This window comes from Streptomyces sp. ActVer, assembly GCF_027270795.1.
Lineage (GTDB): Bacteria > Actinomycetota > Actinomycetes > Streptomycetales > Streptomycetaceae > Streptomyces > Streptomyces umbrinus_A.
On record NZ_JAPWHT010000182.1, the window covers coordinates 1 to 19,037 of the forward strand.

At 70.3% G+C, this 19,037-nt stretch carries 21 protein-coding genes; 12 read left to right on the forward strand and 9 right to left on the reverse strand.

The features are described from left to right. Positions 1-701 (forward strand): B12-binding domain-containing protein (locus O3Q52_RS27125; protein ID WP_269651348.1); only part of this gene is annotated, 701 nt, incomplete at its 5' end. Between the two features lie 31 nt (positions 702-732). Here O3Q52_RS27125 and O3Q52_RS27130 read toward each other — a convergent pair. After that, the gene (locus tag O3Q52_RS27130) at positions 733-2,106 is read right to left on the reverse strand and encodes a deoxyribodipyrimidine photo-lyase (RefSeq protein WP_269651349.1); all 1,374 of its coding nucleotides are present in this window, start codon (positions 2,104-2,106) and stop codon (positions 733-735) included. 109 nt (positions 2,107-2,215) lie between these two features. Then, a complete protein-coding gene (locus O3Q52_RS27135; RefSeq protein ID WP_269651350.1) occupies positions 2,216-3,745 on the reverse strand; it encodes an SDR family oxidoreductase in 1,530 nt (509 codons plus the stop codon). A gap of 161 nt (positions 3,746-3,906) precedes the next feature. On the opposite strand from O3Q52_RS27135, the gene O3Q52_RS27140 reads away from it, so the two are divergent. Then, on the forward strand, positions 3,907-4,095 hold the full coding sequence (locus O3Q52_RS27140) for a hypothetical protein (protein ID WP_269651366.1): 189 nt from the start codon (positions 3,907-3,909) through the stop codon (positions 4,093-4,095). Positions 4,096-4,155: 60 nt separating this feature from the next. Here the strand turns inward: O3Q52_RS27140 and O3Q52_RS27145 are convergent, their stop codons facing one another. Next, positions 4,156-5,076 carry a LysR family transcriptional regulator gene (locus tag O3Q52_RS27145; RefSeq protein WP_269651351.1) on the reverse strand — a complete coding sequence of 307 codons (921 nt, stop codon included), beginning with the start codon at positions 5,074-5,076 and terminating at the stop codon, positions 4,156-4,158. Between the two features lie 143 nt (positions 5,077-5,219). Here O3Q52_RS27145 and O3Q52_RS54435 point away from each other — a divergent pair, with 143 nt between their 5' ends. The 10 genes from O3Q52_RS54435 (at position 5,220) to O3Q52_RS27190 (ending at position 13,145) form a co-directional block, all read left to right on the forward strand. Next, positions 5,220-5,297: a putative leader peptide gene (locus tag O3Q52_RS54435; protein ID WP_353963659.1), complete on the forward strand. Its 78-nt coding sequence runs from the start codon at positions 5,220-5,222 to the stop codon at positions 5,295-5,297. A 151-nt stretch (positions 5,298-5,448) separates the two neighbouring features. Further along, positions 5,449-6,624: a dimethylsulfone monooxygenase SfnG gene (gene sfnG, locus O3Q52_RS27150; protein ID WP_269651352.1), complete on the forward strand. Its 1,176-nt coding sequence runs from the start codon at positions 5,449-5,451 to the stop codon at positions 6,622-6,624. 57 nt (positions 6,625-6,681) lie between these two features. Then, positions 6,682-7,236: an NADPH-dependent FMN reductase gene (gene ssuE / locus O3Q52_RS27155; RefSeq protein ID WP_269651353.1), complete on the forward strand. Its 555-nt coding sequence runs from the start codon at positions 6,682-6,684 to the stop codon at positions 7,234-7,236. 2 nt (positions 7,237-7,238) lie between these two features. Further along, complete coding sequence (locus O3Q52_RS27160) at positions 7,239-8,471, forward strand: SfnB family sulfur acquisition oxidoreductase (RefSeq protein ID WP_269651354.1); 1,233 nt, start codon at positions 7,239-7,241, stop codon at positions 8,469-8,471. 42 nt (positions 8,472-8,513) lie between these two features. Continuing rightward, a complete protein-coding gene (locus tag O3Q52_RS27165; RefSeq protein WP_269651355.1) occupies positions 8,514-9,659 on the forward strand; it encodes an LLM class flavin-dependent oxidoreductase in 1,146 nt (381 codons plus the stop codon). Between the two features lie 177 nt (positions 9,660-9,836). Continuing rightward, a complete protein-coding gene (locus O3Q52_RS27170; RefSeq protein ID WP_269651367.1) occupies positions 9,837-10,028 on the forward strand; it encodes a hypothetical protein in 192 nt (63 codons plus the stop codon). Next, positions 10,025-10,768 carry a hypothetical protein gene (locus O3Q52_RS27175; protein WP_269651356.1) on the forward strand — a complete coding sequence of 248 codons (744 nt, stop codon included), beginning with the start codon at positions 10,025-10,027 and terminating at the stop codon, positions 10,766-10,768. The genes O3Q52_RS27170 and O3Q52_RS27175 overlap by 4 nt, the downstream gene beginning before the upstream one ends. Further along, the gene (locus tag O3Q52_RS27180) at positions 10,765-11,475 is read left to right on the forward strand and encodes a nucleotidyltransferase domain-containing protein (protein ID WP_269651357.1); all 711 of its coding nucleotides are present in this window, start codon (positions 10,765-10,767) and stop codon (positions 11,473-11,475) included. Before O3Q52_RS27175 ends, O3Q52_RS27180 begins: the two co-directional genes overlap by 4 nt. A 92-nt stretch (positions 11,476-11,567) precedes the next feature. Beyond that, positions 11,568-11,921 (forward strand): YciI family protein, encoded by a 354-nt coding sequence (locus O3Q52_RS27185; protein WP_269651358.1) that lies wholly within the window; start codon positions 11,568-11,570, stop codon positions 11,919-11,921. A gap of 27 nt (positions 11,922-11,948) precedes the next feature. After that, positions 11,949-13,145, forward strand: a complete 1,197-nt coding sequence (locus tag O3Q52_RS27190; protein ID WP_269651359.1) for an RNA polymerase sigma factor — start codon at positions 11,949-11,951, stop codon at positions 13,143-13,145. Between the two features lie 49 nt (positions 13,146-13,194). On the opposite strand, the gene urtE is transcribed toward O3Q52_RS27190, so the two are convergent. The 6 genes from urtE to O3Q52_RS27220 all read right to left on the reverse strand — a co-directional run. Next, positions 13,195-13,890 (reverse strand): urea ABC transporter ATP-binding subunit UrtE, encoded by a 696-nt coding sequence (urtE, locus tag O3Q52_RS27195; RefSeq protein WP_269651360.1) that lies wholly within the window; start codon positions 13,888-13,890, stop codon positions 13,195-13,197. Positions 13,891-13,897: 7 nt separating this feature from the next. Then, entirely contained in the window at positions 13,898-14,719 is an 822-nt protein-coding gene (urtD, locus tag O3Q52_RS27200; protein WP_269651361.1) for an urea ABC transporter ATP-binding protein UrtD, read from the reverse strand. A gap of 19 nt (positions 14,720-14,738) precedes the next feature. Continuing rightward, entirely contained in the window at positions 14,739-15,854 is a 1,116-nt protein-coding gene (gene urtC / locus O3Q52_RS27205) for an urea ABC transporter permease subunit UrtC (RefSeq protein ID WP_269651362.1), read from the reverse strand. Further along, entirely contained in the window at positions 15,851-16,747 is an 897-nt protein-coding gene (urtB, locus tag O3Q52_RS27210) for an urea ABC transporter permease subunit UrtB (RefSeq protein ID WP_269651363.1), read from the reverse strand. The genes urtC and urtB overlap by 4 nt, the downstream gene beginning before the upstream one ends. A gap of 72 nt (positions 16,748-16,819) precedes the next feature. Further along, positions 16,820-18,043, reverse strand: coding sequence for an urea ABC transporter substrate-binding protein (gene urtA / locus O3Q52_RS27215; RefSeq protein ID WP_269651364.1), 1,224 nt, complete (start codon positions 18,041-18,043; stop codon positions 16,820-16,822). 297 nt (positions 18,044-18,340) lie between these two features. Next, on the reverse strand, positions 18,341-19,037 hold a 697-nt coding region (locus O3Q52_RS27220), incomplete at its 5' end, for an ABC transporter substrate-binding protein (RefSeq protein WP_269651365.1).

A 19,037-nucleotide genomic window follows, 5' to 3' on the forward strand; every position in this document is an offset into this window, starting at 1 on the left:
GCCGGCCACCCACGGCCGGCCCGCCGCTCCCCGGCGACGTCCGCAAGGAGTGCCGTGGCCTGGCCAGGGCCGCTGTCCGGCTCGACGCACCGGCCGTGGACGGCCGGTTGACCTCGGCCGTCGAGCGGTACGGCCTCACGGTCGCCTGGCAGGACGTGATGGTTCCGACACTGCACGCCGTCGGCCGCAGATGGGAGTCGTCCGGCGACCGGTATGTCGAGGTCGAGCACCTGCTCTCCTGGCACATCTCCACCACGCTCCGGCGTGTCACCCCGTCCCCGCGACCGGGCACACCGGAGAGCGCCGAGGGACCGGTGGTCCTGGCCTGCGTACCCGGCGAGCAGCACACCCTGCCGCTGGAGGCGCTGAACGCCGGACTCGCCGAACACGGCCTGCCCACCCGGATGTTCGGCGCGGCCGTGCCCGCGGAGGCGCTCACCGCGGCGGTACGGCGCCTTGGGCCCTCCGCCGTGGTCCTGTGGGCCCAGGCGCGCTCCACGGCGAGCATTTCGCTGGCCCGCCACGTGGCCGCCACGCACTGGGGCGTGAAGGGCGCACGCAGACATCCGACGCTCGTGCTGGGAGGCCCGGGATGGGCAGGGCGATCGGCTCAGGGCATGCTCCGGCCGCCCAGCCTGCACGACGCACTGGCCGTACTCGCGGCCCGTTACGAGAACAGCGCGCCGCGGCCGGTGGACTGACGGGCCGGTGGACTGCTGGACCGGCGGACCCTCAGGCCCGCCCGCGAGCGTGCTTGAAACGGGCCAGCCCGTCGGCGAGTTCGACGATCGGACCGGGATAGTCGTAGGCGGCACGGTCGAGTCCCTTGAGCTTCCACGGCTCGTGCACGGCTGCCCCTGCGAGCTCTTCGAGTTCGGGCACCCAGCGCCTGACGTACGTGCCGTCCGGGTCGAATCGCTTGCCTTGGATGACCGGATTGAGGACCCGGTTGGGCCGGGTGTCGGTGCCGGTTCCCGCCACCCACTGCCAGTTGAGCTGGTTGTTCGCGATGTCGCCGTCCACCAGCAGTTCGAGGAAGTGACGGGCGCCGACCCGCCAGTCGACGTACAGCGTCTTCGTGAGGAAGCTCGCGGTCAGCAGGCGTCCCCGGTTGTGCATCCAGCCCTCGTGCCGCAGTTGGCGCATGGCCGCGTCGACGACGGGATAGCCGGTCCGCCCCTCCTTCCAGGCATCGATCTCCTGTGCGGCCGACGTCTCCGACCGCCACAGGTCGCGCCGGGTGCGGTAGTCCGCCGTGGCGGCGTCCGGCCGAGCGGCCAGCACCTGATGATGGAAGTCCCGCCACGCGAGCTGCCGTACGAACGCCTCGGCGCCCGGCCCGCCCGCCTTCCGCGCCCGGTGGACTAGCTCGACGGGAGACAACGTGCCGAAGTGCAGGTGCGGGGAGAGGCGCGAAGTGGCGTCCCCGGGCAGGTCGTCGTGGCGATCCTCGTACGAGCCGACCCCGCCCCGCAGCCAGGCCGTCAGCTGCTTCCTGCCCTCCGTCTCGCCGCCTGCGGCCAGCCCCTCGGACAGGCCCGACAGATCCCCGCGCCGGGGGAGTGCCTCCGAACCGATGCCCTCCTGCACCGGCACGGCGCGGGGTGCGCCGAGCACGTTGCGCGGCTGCTGCCGGGCCCAGTGCCGGAAGTACGGCGTGAAGACGGCGAAGTGGTCCGAGGCGGCCGGGGTCACGGCCCCCGGTGCCAGCGCGGTGATCACCGTGTCGTGGACGTGCAGCCGGCACCCCTCCGACTCCAGGGCGGCGCGCAGCCGTTCCTCGCGCCGGTGGGCGTAGGCGCTCGTACCGGCCGCCATGTGCGCATCGTCGGCGTCCGTCTCCGTGACCACCTTGCACACCTGGTCGACGACATCGCCGGACCGGAACACCAGGCGGCCGCCGCGCTCACGCAGTCCCGCGTCGAGATCCCGCAGACAGTCGGCGAGGAACGCCAGCCGGTTCGGAGCGGCGAATCCGGCTTTGTCGACGGCCCGGTCACGGACGAACAGGGGCACCACCGTGTCGGAGCCGTCGAGCGCCGCGCGGAGCGGCGGATGATCGTGCAGGCGCAGGTCGGAGGTGAACAGGACGACCGAGACGTTCATGGCTTGACTCCGGAATTCCGGGACGGGTCTGGGGCGGGGACGGGAAGGGACGACGGGCCGGGGTGAGAGGGCGAGACGAGAAGGGGCCTCGGACGTAGGGCACCGGGCATCAGCCACCAGGTGTGCCGAGCCGCGCCGGAGCGGGCTCCGTCCTGGCCGCGGTCCGGGCGATGTTGCGGGCCATGCCGCCGAACACGACCGCGTGGAACGGCGACACGCTCCACCAGTAGGCGTGGCCGAGCAGCCCGTGGGGATGGAAGAGGGCGCGCTGGCGGTAACGGACGCCGCCGCCCTCGTCCGTGTCGACGTACATCTCCAGCCACGCGAGGCCGGGCAGCCGCATCTCGGCGCGCAGCCGCAGCAAGTGCCCTCGTTCGATCTCCTCGACGCGCCAGAAGTCGAGGGAGTCGCCAACCCGCAGGCGTGCCGCGTCGCGCCGGCCGCGGCGCAGGCCCACCGCGCCGACCAGCCGGTCCAGCCAACCGCGCACCGCCCAGGCGAGGGGGAGGGAGTACCAGCCGCTGTCACCGCCGATGCCCTCGATCACCCGCCACAGGGCCTCGGGCGGGGAGTCGACCGCCAGCTCGCGCCGGTCCGTGTAGAGGCTGCCGCCCGCCCAGTCGGGGTCGGTGGGCAGCGGGTCACTCGGGGCACCCGGTACCGAGGCGGACGACCAGCGCGTGGTGACCCGAGCCTCCCGGACGCGTCGCAGGGCCAGTCGTACCGACTCCTCGAAGCCGATCGGCCCGCCCGGCGGGTCGGGCACAAAGCTCGCGATGTCGTGCTCGTGGCAGACGACCTCGTGGCGCAGCGACTCGGTGAGCGGGCGCGCGATGGAGTTCGGTACGGGCGTGACCAGTCCGACCCAGTGACTGGAGAGCCGGGGCGTCAGCACCGGCACCGGCACGATCAGCCGGCGGGGCAGGCCCGCGACCGCGGCGTATCTGACCATCATCTCCCGGTACGTGAGGATCTCCGGGCCGCCGATGTCGAAGGCCCGGCTGACGTCGTCCGGCATCCGCGCGGCGCCCACCAGCGTGCGCAGCACGTCCCGTACGGCGATGGGCTGGATCCGCGTACGGACCCAGCTCGGAGTGACCATCACCGGGAGCCGCTCGGTGAGATAGCGCAGCATCTCGAAGGAGGCCGAACCCGAACCGATGATGACCGCCGCGCGCAGCACGGTCGTGGGCACACCGGAGTCCAGCAGGACGCGGCCGACCTCGGCCCGGGACCGCAGATGCGGCGACAGTTCCTTCTCCGGCACCCCGGCGGGGGTGAGCCCGCCCAGATAGACGATCCGGCGTACGCCCGCCGCGCGGGCCCGCTCCCCGAAGGTGCGGGCCGCCCTCCGGTCGGTCTCCTCGAAGCCCTTGCCCGTGCCGAGCGCGTGCACCAGGTAGTACGCGACGTCGATGTCCCGCATCGCACCGGCGACGGACTCGGGGTCGGTGACGTCCCCGCGCACCACCTCGACGTCGCCCGCCCACTCATGGTCGCGGAGGGCGCCGGGGGAGCGGGCCATGCAGCGCACCCGGTGGCCCGCGGCGAGGAGCTCCGGGACGAGCCGGCCGCCGATGTATCCCGTCGCGCCCGTCACCAGGCACCGCAGCCCGTCTTCAGAGACGTCACCGCTCATGAGTTCTCAGCCTTCCGTTTCGGTGTTCCCCTCCTGATCACTTCCCTCGTGAACGCCCCGACGGATGCGCCGACCGGGCCACTGCGGCCATTCGGGTCGCGGACGTCGGCACATGTTTTCGCAGACCGGGGGCAGACGACGTGCAGCAGAGTCGTCGGTGGATGCTGGAGGTGGCTGCCGTCATGGGCGCGAAGGTGCTGGAGCGGTTTCCCGCGGGAGCCCCGCGTGGATCGTGGCCCGCGGAGGAGTACGCGGCACGGCGTCGTGCCGAGGGTGAGCCCGCGGCGGTCGTGATGGACCTGGAGTCGGACGCCTTCCTCGTGGTGGTCCCGGCGCTCGACGAGGACTGATTCCGCGACTGATTCCGCACGGGCGGGCGCCGGCTCGGGGCGAGTGCGGCCAGTGCCGCCTCACGCCCGGCCGGTCACCGTTCCTCCGAGTGCCACCGCCCGGTGCACGAAGGCCTCGTGCAGATCGTGGGCGGCCCGCGGCACCGAGTCGGCCTTGCGCCGCTGCAGCATCAACAGCACCCGCGTCGAGTCGTCGGCCAGCGGACGGCAGACGATTGAGCCCTGCCGTTCCAGCGGATCGTCGATCACGCTGAAGTCGGGCAGTACCGTGGCCCCCAGCCCTTCCGCCACCATCAGCTTGCCCATCTCCGCGCCGTCGGTGGAGTAGGAGAAGGACGGCTCACGGTCGCCCAGCAGCCGGTGGACGTAGCGGTGCATCACATAGCCGGAGCGCATCGCGATGAGCGGTTCGGCGAGCAGGTCGGACACGGACACCACCGACAGCGACGCGAGCGGACTGTCCGGCCGCACGCACACCACCGGCCGCCCGCGCAGCAGCTCCGTGGAGTCGAAGTCGGCGGCCACGTCGTCACCCTCCAGGTGATTCACCAGCCCGAGGTCGAAGCCGCCCTCCAGCAGGGTCCGGTGGATCTCCGACTGCTGGGCGCCGACGACCTCCACCTGCGTCGCCGGATGCGTGGCGCGGAACTCCCGTACGGCCGGAATGAGCAACGGCACCGTCGCGGCGTTCACCGTGCCGACGCGGACCATGCGACTGATGCGGTGCTGCTCGCCCGCGGCGCCCCGCAGCCGGTCCACCGCGTCGAGGACATTGATGATGTGCGGCAGCAGCTCCCGCCCCTCCGCGCTCATCTTCGCGCCGGACCGCTTGCGCTCCAGGAGGTCGACCCCGAGTTCCCGCTCCAGATTCCGCACGGTCTCGCTCAACGCGGGCTGGGACAGGTGGAGTTCCTCGGCGGCCCGGCGCAGCGAACCGAGCCGGGTGACCGCCGTGATGTATTCGAGCTGCTCTATTCGCACCCCAGCAGAATGTGGTGCGCGCACCGCCCTGTTCAAGGGCTGCCCTGTCACGCCTTCGTGAAATTCGCCGGTCCGCGATGCGAGACCGATCGGGTATTCCTTGACGGTCAGGACCGACGGCTGCCACGATCGAGAACATGATGATGCGACTGGACCTCACGCGGCGACGCCATGTCGACCTCGCGCGTGTCTCCAGCGCCGCCTGTTGCTCCGCGGCCTGATCCACCGGATCCGCTGCGCCTCTCACCCCCTCTTCTTCCGCCGCCCACGGCTGCCGTAAAGCCGTGAGTCGCTTTCCGCCGCCCGAATTCGGCAATGCTCCGCCACCCGCCGAATTCGGCCTGCCTGAATTCCCCGCAACAGGAGTTCCGCATGCCTGCCGAAAACCCGTCCGCAGACCCCGTCCGCTTCGCCTACTGGGTGCCCAACGTCAGCGGCGGCCTGGTCACCAGCAAGATCGAGCAGCGCACCGACTGGGGCTACGAGTACAACCGCGAACTCGCCGTCCTGGCCGAGAACAACGGCTTCGACTACGCCCTCAGCCAGGTCCGCTACATGGCCAGCTACGGCGCCGAGTTCCAGCACGAGTCGACCAGCTTCAGCCTCGCCCTGCTGCTCGCCACCGAGCGCCTGAAGGTCATCGCCGCCGTCCACCCCGGCCTCTGGCACCCGGGCGTCCTCGCCAAACTCGGCGCCACCGCCGACCACTTGTCGAACGGCCGCTTCGCCGTCAACGTCGTCTCCGGCTGGTTCAAGGGCGAGTTCACCGCCCTCGGCGAGCCCTGGCTGGAGCACGACGAGCTCCCCCACTTCTCGGCTTCGCTCGAACCGGGAGGGACCCCCATCCGCCGCTCCGAGGAGTTCATCCAGGCCCTGCGCCAGATCTGGACCGAGGACCACACCGAACTCGCCGGTGACTTCTACCGGTTGCGAGACTTCTCCCTCAAGCCCAAGCCCCTCAACACCGTCGAGCGCCCGCACCCCGAGATCTTCCAGGGCGGCAACTCCACCGCCGCCCGCGCGATGGCCGGCCGGGTCTCCGACTGGTACTTCTCCAACGGCAAGGACTTCGACGGGGTCGTCGAACAGCTCGCGGACGTACGGGCATCGGCGGCCCAAGTGGGCCGTACAGCACCGAAGTTCGGCCTCAACGGCTTCCTGATCGCCCGCGACACCGAGGCGGAGGCCCGCGAGACCCTCCGTGAGATCGTCGCCCACGCCGACCGCGAGGCCGTCGAGGGATTCGGCGCCGCCGTGAAGCAGGCCGGACAGTCTGCCGCGGACGGCAGGGGCATGTGGCAGGACTCCTCCTTCGAGGACCTCGTCCAGTACAACGACGGCTTCCGTACGGGGCTGATCGGCACCCCGGAGCAGATCGCCGAGCGGATCGTCGCGTACAAGCGCCTCGGCGTCGACCTCCTGCTTCTCGGCTTCCTCCACTACCACGAGGAGGTCGAGTACTTCGGCCGCCGCGTGCTGCCCCTCGTACGCGAGCTGGAAGCCCAACTCCCGGACACCGAGCCCGAGTCCACACCCGTTCACGCCTGACAGCCCGCCCCCGGGCGCCTCCCGCGCGGAGGCATCCGCCGTCCCGAAAGAGGACCCATGGCCACCGTCCTGTCCGTCTCCGGCAGCCCCTCCGCCTCCTCCCGCACCAACCGACTCCTGCGCCACCTGGACAACCGGCTGACCGCGCAGGGCCACGAGGTGATCCCGCTCGACGTCCGTACGATCCCCGCCGAGGCCCTGCTCGGCGCCGACTTCAGGCATCCGGCGATCGTCGAGGCCACCGCGCTCTTCGCCCGCGTCGACGGCATCGTCATCGGCACCCCCGTCTACAAGGCCGCCTACTCCGGGGTCCTCAAGGCGCTGCTCGACCTGCTCCCGCAGTACGCCCTCACGGGCAAGACCGTGCTGCCCCTGGCCACCGGGGGCACCACCGCGCATGTGCTGGCCATCGACTACGCCCTGCGCCCGGTGCTCAGCTCCATGGGCGCCCGGCACATCGTCCAGGGCTGGTTCACCCTCGATAAGGACATCGCGGTGGGCGAGGACGGCGGACTCACGGTGGCACCCGCGGCCGCCGAGGCACTGACCCAGGTGCTCGACCAGTTCTCCGAGGCCCTGGGCCGTACGCCGATCCTGGCCGCGGCGAGCTGACCGTGTCCCCACAGGCCTCCACCCAGGTCTCCGCGCAGGCCTCCGTCCGGGGCGCCGCCAAGCTCATCGCCGATGATGCCGAGGCCCTGGCCGTCGCCGCCGCGCTGGCCGACGAGTTCCGGGCCGGGGCCTCGCGGCGGGACGCCGAACGCAGGCTCCCCCGCGAGGAGCTGGACCGGATCTCCGACTCCGGCCTGCTCGCCGTCACCGTGCCCGCCGAGCACGGTGGCGCCGACGTACGGCAGGAGACGCTCGCCGAGATCTTCCGGCTCCTCGCCTCGGCCGACGCCAGCCTCGCCCAGATCCCGCAGAGCCATTTCGTGTACGTCAATGTGATTCGCCGTCAGGGAACCCCGGAGCAGCGGAAGTTCTTCTTCGACGAGGTGCTGGCCGGGCGTCGCTTCGGCAACGCCCAGTCGGAGGCCGGGACGAAGCACGTCCAGGACATCCGCACCCGACTGGAGCCGGCCCCGGACGGTTCGTACGTCCTCACCGGCGTCAAGCACTACTCCACGGGTGCCCTCTTCGCCGACTGGATTCCGGTGCTCGCCCGCGCCGGGGACGACAACCTGCACGTCGCGTACGTGCCCCGGCATGCCGAAGGCCTCACGGTCGTCGACGACTGGGACGGCATGGGCCAGCGCACCACCGCCAGCGGTACCGTCAGGCTCGACGCCGTACCCGTGCCCGCCGACCGGGTTCTCCCGCACCACCTCACCTTCCAGGGCCCCCAACTCCACGGCGCGGTGGCCCAGTTGCTGCATGCCGCCATCGACGCCGGGATCGCGGCGGGCGCACTCGCCGAGGCCGCGGAGTTCGTCCGCACGAAGAGCCGCCCGTGGTTCGAGAGCGGTGTCGAGACCGCCGCCGGGGATCCGCTGCTCATCCAGCGCTTCGGGGAGCTGGCCATTCAGGTGCGGGCAACCAGGGCGCTGCTCGGCGCGGCGGCCCGCGCGGTCGACACGGCCCGCGTCGACCTCACGGAGGCGTCGGCGGCCGAGGCGTCCATCGCCGTGGCCGCCGCGAAGGCGCACGCCGCGAGCACCGCCGTCGAGGTGTCGGGCGCGCTCTTCGAGGTGTCAGGCACCCGGTCCGCCCTCAACTCCCTCAATCTGCACCGGCATTGGCGCGACGCCCGCACCCACACACTGCACGACCCGGCCCGCTGGAAGATCCAGCACATCGGCCGGTACGTACTGAACGGCACGCTGCCTCCACGGCACGGACTGCTCTGAGACCGAACCCCCATCAGCTCCCCCCGATCGGAGAACGGACCCGTGTCCCTCACCTTCCACTGGTTCCTGCCCACCAACGGCGACAGCCGTCATGTCGTCGGCGGCGGCCACGGCACCCCGGCCACGGTGTCCGGCCGGGACCGGCCGCCGACGGTCGCCTACCTCAGCCAGATCGCCCGCGCCGCCGAGGACCTGGGCTTCGTCGGCGCGCTCACGCCCACCGGCGCCTGGTGCGAGGACGCCTGGCTGACCACCGCGATGGTCAGCCAGAACACCGAGCGGCTGAAGTTTCTGGTCGCCTTCCGGCCGGGCTTCGTCTCCCCGACGCTCGCCGCGCAGATGGCGTCCACCTTCCAGCGCCAGTCCGGCGGGCGGCTCCTCCTCAACGTCGTCACCGGCGGCGAGAGCCACGAGCAGCGCGCCTACGGCGACTTCCTCGACAAGGACGCCCGCTACCGCCGTACCGGCGAGTTCCTGCAGATCGTCCGGGACCTGTGGGAGGGCAAGACCGTCGACCTGTCCGGCGAGTTCCTCCAGGTCGAGGACGCCAAGCTCGCCCGCGTCCCCGACCCGGTCCCCGAGGTCTACTTCGGCGGATCCTCGCCCATCGCGGGCGAGGTCGCGGCCAAGCACGTGGACGTGTACCTCACGTGGGGCGAACCGCCCGCGCAGGTCGCCGAGAAGATCGCATGGGTCCGCGCGCTGGCTGAGAAGGAGGGCCGCAGCGTCCGGTTCGGCATCCGGCTGCACGTCATCACCCGGGACACCTCCGAGCAGGCCTGGGCCGAGGCCGACCGGCTGCTGGCCGGTTTCGACCCGGAGACCGTGAAGTCCGTACAGGCCGGTCTCGCCCGCAGCGAGTCCGAGGGCCAGCAGCGCATGCTCGCCCTGCACGGCGGCGGCAACCGCGACGGCCTGGAGATCCACCCCAACCTCTGGGCCGGCATCGGTCTCGTGCGCGGCGGCGCGGGCACCGCACTGGTCGGCAGTCACGACGAGGTCGCCGAACGGATCAAGGAGTACCAGGCCATCGGCATCGAGGAGTTCGTCCTCTCCGGCTACCCGCACCTGGAGGAGGCGTACTGGTTCGGCGAGGGCGTCCTGCCCCGGCTCGCCGCGCAGGGCCTGTGGCGGCACCCGTTCGCCGAGCGTCCGGCCCCCGCGGCGCAGGTGCCGTTCGCCGGCTGAGGATCGGGGGCGCAGCCGTCACCCGGCGCCCCGGAATGCTGCCGCGCCGCGCCCCCGGGACGCCGCCATCTCGTACCCGGAAAATCGCTGTACGCAGCCGCCCCCCGGGTGATGACCTTGTGTAAGCCGCCCGGCTCGCACAAGGCAGCGAGGCGGCAGGGGAGAGGGGCGACGGCTGTGACCGCCAAGAACAACATCCTGCTGTCCGGCATCGTCGGCTCCACCGCCTACGGCCTGGCCCACGCGGGCTCGGACGTGGACCGCCTCGGCATGTTGGCCATATTCCGCAGCCCCTGTCGAGGCTTCGCCGCGCTTGTGCCCGCAGCCCCCGAGGAGCAGGCCGAGAGCAATGAATGGGGGCAGAGGTGACCAGGAGACTCCGCGACGCCTGCAAGTTCGGGCACGCCTGGACCCAGGAGAACACGCGGATCACCAAGCAAGGATGGCGGGCCTGCCGGACCTGCCACCGAGAGGCCAACCGCCGCGCCAACGGCTGGAAGCCGCGCCCGGACCGCAGCGACTTCGACCACGAGTTCTTTGCTGGCGACGTTGCGCCCACCGCGTGGCTGGCTGGCCTCCTTGCGGCTGATGGTTGTGTGCAGGGTCATCGGATCTGGCAGCTCTCGCTGTCCGGCGACGTCGGGGCACACCTGGTGAAGGCGTCTGCCAGCCTGATCGGCCATCGACGCAGCATCGGCGTTCAGCGGACCGGCAGCCAGCCGAGCCATCGGCTACACGTCAGCTCCGCCCAGCACGTCACCGACCTCGCCAACGTCTGGAAGATCACCCCGCGCAAGTCGCTGACTCTCCAGTGGCCGACACCCCCGGCGCATATGGCGCGGCCGTTCGTGCGGGGGTACGTCGACGGCGACGGCCATGTCTCGGCAACGGAGGGTGGGCGCTTCAAGGTGATCGGCACCCCGGAGTTCATCGAGGGCATGCGGTCCGTCCTACCCATCACCGGCGGTCATGTGCAGCAGGTGGGAGCGCGGACGGTCGCGTTCGCCCTCAAGGCCCGCAAGGCTCGGGACCTTTTTGCGTGGATGTACGCAGATACAGACCTTCCGCTGTCAGGCAAGGCCCGCACCGCATTGGAGATCATCTCGTGAAGCTCCCTCGCGGCGCCACCCTGCTGTCCGGCATCGTGGGCAGCACCGCATATGGCCTGGCTCGCCCAGACTCGGACGTCGACCGACTCGGACTCTTTGCCGTGCCCACAGCGGACCTACATGGGCTCAAGCCACAGCCTGAGACCTACACGAGTACCCAGCCTGATGTCTGCCTCCACGAGGCCCGGAAGTGGTGTCGGCTCGCCCTGAGTGGCAATCCGACCGTCATGGAACTCGTCTGGCTGCCCGACGAGTTGTACGAGATCCGCACCCCGCTGGGTGACGAACTCATCGGCATCCGCACCACGTTGCTGTCCGCGAAGCGCGTCCGCGATGCTTATCTCGGCTACGCCACCCAGCAGTTCAAGCGCCTCTACGACCGCGGCGACAGCTCCCTCTCCGCGGACACCCGCAAGCGCACGGCCAAGCATGCCCGACATCTGAGACGCCTGTGCCACCAGGGCTTCGAGCTGTACGCCACCGGGCGCCTGAGCATCCGCGTCGAGAACCCGGAGGAGTACCACCGCTTCGGCGAACAGGTGGCAGCCGACGCCATGGCCGCGCTGCCCCTGCTCAAGCACTACGAGGCGGCCTTCGACGAGACCCGCAGCGCCCTGCCGGAACAGCCCGACGAGGCGCCCGTCGAGGCCTGGCTGCGGCGCGTTCGCGCCCACTACTATGCGCCGGCGGGTGCCCCGGGGCGGTGACCGAAAAAATCTCCCGTGGATGTCGTGGCGTGTGTCGATCCGGCGGTTCCCCCTTCGTGTAGTCAGTGAGAGACCACCAAGGAGGACACGTCATGAAGCACTACCTGTTGAGCGTGATGCAGCCGGTGGGGGAGCCGCCCGAGCCCGAGGTCCTGAAAGGGATCATGCACAACCTCGAGGTCTTCCACGCCGAGCTGAAGGAGGCCGGGGCCTGGGTGTTCGCCGGGGGACTGCACGGGCCCGAGACGGCCACCGTGCTGCGGGCCGACAAGGGGGACGTACTGATCACCGACGGCCCGTACACCGAGAGCAAGGAGTACCTCGGCGGGATCTGTCTCATCAAGGCACCCGACCTCGACGCGGCGCTCGAATGGGGCCGCAAGGCGACTGTCGCGACCACGCTCCCCATCGAGGTGCGGCCCTTCATGGGCGAGGCCGAGGGCTGAGGGCGGGGGAGTGAGGACTGAGGACCGATGACCTCGACGGCCGGCATCGAGGCCGTCTTCCGCGCGGAGTACGGCCGTGCGGTCGCCGTCCTCGTCCGCTTCCTCGGCGACATCGACCTCGCCGGGGAAGCGGTCCAGGACGCGTTCGCCACGGCGGTGCGGAAGTGGCCGGAGACGGGGATCCCGCCGAGCCCGGCCGGGTGGATCATCACCACCGCCCGGAACCGGGCCGTCGACCGGCTGCGCCGCGAGTCCACGCGTGAAGCCCGGCACGCCGAGGCGGCCCAGCTGTACGCCTCCGACGCACCGCCCGAGGAGGGCCCCGTGCGCGACGACCGGCTCCGCCTGGTCTTCACCTGTTGCCACCCCGCGCTCGCCACCCGGGCCCAGGTCGCCCTCACCCTGCGACTCCTCGGCGGGCTCACCACGCCACAGATCGCGCGCGCCTTTCTCGTGCCCGAGCCCACCATGGCCCAGCGCCTGGGCAGGGCCAAGGCCAAGATCCGCGACGCCCGTATCCCGTACCGCGTCCCGCGAGACGCCGACCTCCCGGAACGGGGCAGGGGTGTGCTGGCCGTCGTCTACCTCATCTTCAACGAGGGATACGGGGGCCGGGAGGACCTGTGCGCGGAGGCCGTACGGCTCGGCCGTGTCCTCGCCGAGCTGATGCCGGACGAGCCGGAGGTCCTCGGGCTGCTCGCGCTGATGCTCCTTATCGAGGCACGCCGTCCCGCCCGGGAGACCCCCGACGGAGACCTGGTCCTCCTCACCGACCAGGACCGCCGCCTCTGGGACCGTGGCCTGATCGCCGAGGGCCAGTCCCTCGTGCGCCGCTGTCTGCGCCGCAACCAGCCCGGCCCCTACCAGATCCAGGCCGCGATCAACGCCGTCCACTGCGACGCGCCCACCGCGGCCGTCACCGACTGGGGTCAGATCCTCCAGCTGTACGACCAGCTCATGGCCCTCGCCCCGAGCCCGGTCGTGGCCCTCAACCGCGCGGTGGCGGTCGCCGAGACCGAGGGCCCGCGCACGGCCCTCGCCCTCGTCGACGCCCTCGACCTCGACGGCTACCACGCCTTCCACGCCGTACGAGCCGACCTGCTGCGGCGCACCGGGCGGCCGACGGCAGCGGCAGCGGCGTACGAGGCGGCCATCGCACTCACCGAGAACCCGGCCGAGCGTGCCCACCTGGAGCGCCGCAGGACGGAACTCCAGGTGGAGTGAACCGTGGAGCAGCCCTGGAGGAGGCTTGGAGGAATCCTGGAGCGAACCGCTACACGCTCAGCGCCTCGCGCACCGACCGCTCCGCCTCCTGACCGCCCTCGCCGGACGACGTGACCCGGCCGGCCTCCAGGACGTAGTACCGCTGCGCCGCCCGCATCGCGAAGCCGACGTGCTGCTCGACGAGGAGCACCGAGAGTCCGCCGCGGGCGGCCAGCGCGAGGATCGTCTCCTCGATCTCGGCGACGACCGAGGGCTGGATGCCCTCGGTCGGCTCGTCGAGCAGGAGAATCCGAGGCTCCGTCACCAGAGCCCGCGCGATGGCCAGTTGCTGCCGCTGGCCGCCGGAGAGCAGTCCCGCCCGCCGCCCCGACAGAGTCCTCAGCGCGGGAAACAGGTCGAGCGCCTCGTCGATCGCCGCCCGGCCGTGCTTGCGGCCGTCCGCGACCAGTTGGAGGTTCTCCGCCGTCGTGAGATGGGGGAAGGTCTGCTGGCCCTGCGGCACGTACGCCATGCCGCGCGCCACGCGTTCGTGGGGCTTGCGACGGCTGATGTCCTCGCCGTCGAGACGGATCGCGCCGCTCGAAGGGATGAGCAGTCCCACGGCCGCCCGCAGGAGTGTGCTCTTGCCCGCGCCGTTGTGCCCGAGCACCGCGGCGACGCCGTCGTCCGGCACGTCCACGGAGACTCCGTGCAGTACCAGGCTGCGGTGGTAGCCGACCCGGATGTCGTCGATCTCCAGCTTCATGTCGGCCTCACGCCTCCTGTACGGCCGCACTCGGCGCGGCGGCGCCACCTGCGGGCTCGGGCTCTTCAGGCAGGATCAACTCCGCGCCCTCGACGGCCGCGTGCCCGAGATACACCTCCTGCACCTTGGGATCGGCCTGCACCTCGGCGACCGTCCCCTCGCTCAGCACCTTGCCCGCGTGCAGCACACTGACGCTGCGTGCGAAGGACCGCATGAAGTCCATGTCGTGCTCGATGACGACCACCGTCCGCTCCTCGCTGATGCGCTCCAACAGCTCACCCGTGGCCTGCCGTTCGTCGTGGCTCATCCCGGCGACCGGCTCGTCGAGCAGCAGCAGCCGTACGTCCTGGACGAGCAGCATGCCGATCTCCAGCCACTGCTTCTGCCCGTGGGCGAGCGTCCCGGCGGGGGAGTCGGCAAGCTCCGCGAGCCCGACCGTCTCCAGCGCATGTGCGACGGGCTCCGGCACGCCCTTGCGGCGCCGCAGCATCGTCAGCATGCCGCGTCCGGCACCGGCGGCGATGTCCAGGTTCTGAAGGACCGTCAACTCCTCGAAGACGGTGGCTGTTTGGAACGTGCGGCCGATCCCCGACCGGGCGATGGTGTGCACGCTCCGCCCCAGCAGCTCCGTGCCGCCGAAGAGCACGGAGCCCTCGGCCTTCACGAGGCCCGTGACGGCGTCGACGAGCGTGGTCTTGCCCGCGCCGTTCGGCCCGATCAGGAAGCGCAGATCGCCCGGCCGCACGTCGAGGTCCACACCGTCGACCGCGGTGAACCCGTCGAAGGACACCCGCAGTCGGCGTATCTCAAGGCCCGAGAGTTCACTCATGCTGCGTCTCCAAGAGCACTCATGCTGCTTCTCCAAGAGGAAGGGCGGGCGTCTTTTCCCCGGTCCCGTCGCCGGTCGCGCGCGAGGACCTGCGCCGTCGTACGATCCCCACCAGCGAGGCGAGACCACCCGGCAGGAACGCCAGGGCCACGATGAACAGCAGCCCCTGGAAGTAGGTCCAGGCGGCCGGGAACTCCTCCGACAGTGCCGTCTTCGCCCAGGCCACCCCGACGGCGCCGAGCACCGCGCCGACCAGGCTCGCCCGGCCGCCGACCGCGGCACCGATGACGAACTCGATCGACGGCACGATGCCGATCATCGCGGGGGAGATGATGCCGACCGCGGGCACGAACAGCGCGCCCGCGAGCCCGGCCATGCCGGCCGCCACGACGTACGCGACGAGCTTCACGTTCGCCGGGTTGTACCCGAGGAAGCGCACCCGCTCCTCCGAGTCCCGTACGGCGACGAGGAGTTCGCCGTAGCGGCTGTGGATCAGCTGCCGGGCGAGGGCGATCAGCAGCAACAGCGCGGCGGCGATGATGAAGTACACCATCCGCTGGTTGACCGGGTCGTTGAGGTCGTAGCCGAAGAAGCCCTGGATGTCGGTGAGTCCGTTGGTGCCGCCGGTCGTGGCCTGCTGGCCGATCAGCCAGATGGCGAAGGCCGCGGCGAGCGCCTGGCTGAGGATCGCGAAGTACGCGCCCTTCACGCGGCGGCGGAAGATGAACGAACCGAGGATCGCGGCGACGGCCATCGGCAGCAGCACGGTCGCGGCGAGCGCGAAGAGCGGGTTCTCGAACGGCCGCCACCACCACGGGAGTTCGGTGGCGGTGCCGTACAGCTGCATGAAGTCGGGAAGGTTGCCCGGACCCGCGTCGGCGATCTTCAGATGCATCGCCATGGCGTAGCCGCCGAGCCCGAAGAACACACCCTGCCCGAGCGTGAGCAGTCCGCCGCGGCCCCAGGCCAGACAGATGCCGACGGCGACCATCGCGGTGCACAGGTACTTGGCGAGCAGCCCGAGCCGGAAGTCGGAGAGTGCCAGCGGGGCGACGGCGAACAGGGCGAGCGCGGCCGCGGCGAATCCGGCCCAGGCGCGCGCCGACCGGCCTTTGAGCAAGGGCAGCAGGGTCATACGAGACTCCTCGTGCGCAGCGTGTACAGCCCCTGGGGCCGCCACTGGAGGAACGCGACGATGGCCACGAGGACGAGCACCTTCGCGACGCTGACGGTGGTGGAGTATTCGAGGACGGACTGCAGGACGCCGAGGACGAAGGCGACGATGACCGTTCCCTTGAGCTGTCCGATGCCGCCGACCACGATCACCAGGAACGCGTCGATGATGATGTTGGTGCCCATCGTCGGACCGATCGGTCCGACCAGCGTCAGCGCGACGCCCGCGACACCCGCGAGCCCGGACCCGATGAAGAACGCGGTCCGGTCCACCCGCGAGGTGGAGATGCCGGACACCTCGGCGAGATCCCGGTTCTGCACGACCCCGCGGATCCGGCGCCCGAGCGGGGTCAGCCGCAGCGTCAGCGACAGCGCGACCACGGCCGAGATCGCCAACCCCAGAATGAACAGACGGCTGTTGGCGAAGGTCAGCGGATCGTCGCCGCCGATGACGGTGATGTTCCCGGTGAGCAGATCGGGCGCGCGGGTCTGCACGTTCGGCGCGCCGAAGATGTCCCGGGCCGCCTGCTGGAGCATCAGCGAGACACCCCAGGTGACGAGCAGCGTGTCGAGCGGCCGCAGATACAGACGGCGGATGAGCACCCACTCAAGGAGCGCGCCGAGCGCACCGGCGACCAGAAAGGCCACCGGCAGCGCGACGAGCAGCGAGAGGCCCGCGCTGGAGATGGACTTCTGGAGGACGTACGTGGTGTAGGCGCCGGCCATGATGAACTCGCCGTGGGCCATGTTGATGACGTTCATCTGGCCGAAGGTGAGCGAGAGACCGAGCGCGATGAGCAGCAGGACGGCACCGATGCTGATGCCGGTGAAGGTCTGACCGAGGATCACGGTCATACGGCGGCTCCGGGGAGGCGGGACGCGGGGCCGGCCCTCTCTTCAGAAGGCCGGCCCCCGCGTGACGGTCGGTCAGGAGAGGCCGGAGGCCCAGGAGTAGCCCTTCAGGTACGGGTCCGGCTTGATCGCCTTGCCGGAGTCCCACACCTGCTCGATCAGCCCGTCGGTGCCGATCTTCCCGATCCGGGCGGTCTTGTAGATGTGCTGGCTCGCACCGTCCACGGTGACCTCGCCCTCGGGAGCGTCGAAGGTGATGCCGTCGGAGGCCGCCTTCACCTTCTCCGGGTCGAAGGACTTGGCCTTCTCGACCATCGCCTTCCACAGGTAGACCGAGGTGTACGCGGCCTCCATCGGGTCACTGGTCGGCTTGTCCTGGCCGTACTTGGCCTTGTACGCCTTCACGAACTTGGTGTTCGCCTCGCCCGCGGTCGTCTGGTAGTAGTTCCAGGCCGTCAACTGGCCCGCCAGATACTGCGATCCGATCGACTTGACCTCTTCCTCGGCGATCGACACCGAGACCACCGGCATGCTCTTGGCGGTCAGGCCGGCCGACTTGTACTCCTTGAAGAAGGCCACGTTCGAGTCGCCGTTGAGGGTGTTGAAGACCGCGTCGGCCTTCGACGCCTTCACCTTGTTGGCGATGGTGCTGAACTCGGTGGAACCCAGGGGCGCGTAGTCCTCGCCGAGCACCTTCATGCCATTGGCCTTCGCGTACGCCTTGATGATCTTGTTGGCGGTGCGCGGGAAGACATAGTCGCTGCCGACGAGGTAAATGCTCTTCTTGCCCTGGCTCTTGAGGTAGTCGAGCGCCGGGACGATCTGCTGGTTGGTGGTGGCGCCCGTGTAGAAGATGTACGGGGACTCCTCAAGTCCCTCGTACTGCACGGGATAGAACAGCAGGGACTTGTTCTTCTCGAAGACGGGCTTCACGGCCTTGCGGCTCGCGGAGGTCCAGCAGCCGAAGGTGGCCGTGACCCGGTCCTCCTTGATGAGCTTGTTCGCCTTCTCGGCGAACGTCGGCCAGTCGGAGGCGCCGTCCTCGCTGATCGGCTTGACCTTCTTGCCGAGCACTCCGCCCGAGGCGTTGATCTCGTCGATCGCCAGCTTCAGTGAGTCGCGTACGGTCACCTCGCTGATCGCCATGGTGCCGGAGAGCGAGTTGAGCAGGCCCACCTTGACCGTGTCGCCGCTCGTGTCGGCCTTGGCGGCCGCGTCGGACGAGCCGCCCGCCGAGTCGGTCTTGGCGCCGCACGCGGAGAGCACGACGACGGCGGTGAGCGCGGCGGCGCCCGCCATCACCCGGCGTCGGGAAGGACCGGACCCCTTGAATCCCTTGAAACGACTGGAACCGCTGGAACCGCTGGACAAAAGAACCCCCTCGGGCTGGGAGGACAACCTCCTCCTGAAGTGCGGTCCATAGCCTCAAGTCACCCTGTTTCCAAGGTGTTTCGCGGTACTTTCCCGGCGGTATCTTCCGGCTCTCACCGGGAAACAAAAAATGCCCGGGGCGGAATTCTTCGCATGAATTCACAGTTCGCCCGAGGCATTCTAATTACTTCCTGCGGGAAGTATCTTCGCGGATGCGCGGACATGTCAAGGCCGGGTTTCGTGAAGATCCAGCTGGGCCACGACGTCGAAGTCCACGCCGTCCGCCCGGGCCAGGTAGATGCGTTGGCGCACATGACTGCCGCGCAGATGGAGCAGTCCGCGCGGCCCCTCGTACGAGACGGTGTCCGCCGCCGCGCCGATCGCGGAGACGTCGAGGGTCCTGGCCCGGTCGATGAGCGCGGTCAGCAACAGGACGCCCTCGTAACACGATTCGCCGAGGCTGCCGAGGACCGGTGCCTCGACTCCGTACCGTCCGGCGTACTGGCCGTGGAAGTCGAGGGTGTCCTGATTGGCGAGAGAAGCGAAGAAACCCGCCGTGCTGTAGAGGCCGGCGGTGGCCGTGGGGCCGCTCGCCATCAGCATGTTCTCGTCCATCAGGGTGCTGAGCCGAAGGCACCGCTCGTCGAGGCCGGACGCGGCGAACGCACGGTTGAACCGGACCGCGTCGCTGCCCACGAGCAGCATCAGCACGCCATCCGCCTCCGACCGCTCGATCCGTCGCAGCACCCCGTCGAAGTCGTGCGTGCCGAGCGGCAGGTACGCCTCCGCGCAGATACCGCCGCCCGACTCGCGCGCGTAGCGGTGCGCCGCCCTGGCCGTACGGCGGGGCCACACATAGTCGTTGCCCACGACGAACCACTGTCGCACCCGGTGCCCGCGGGCCAACAGGCGCATGGCGGGC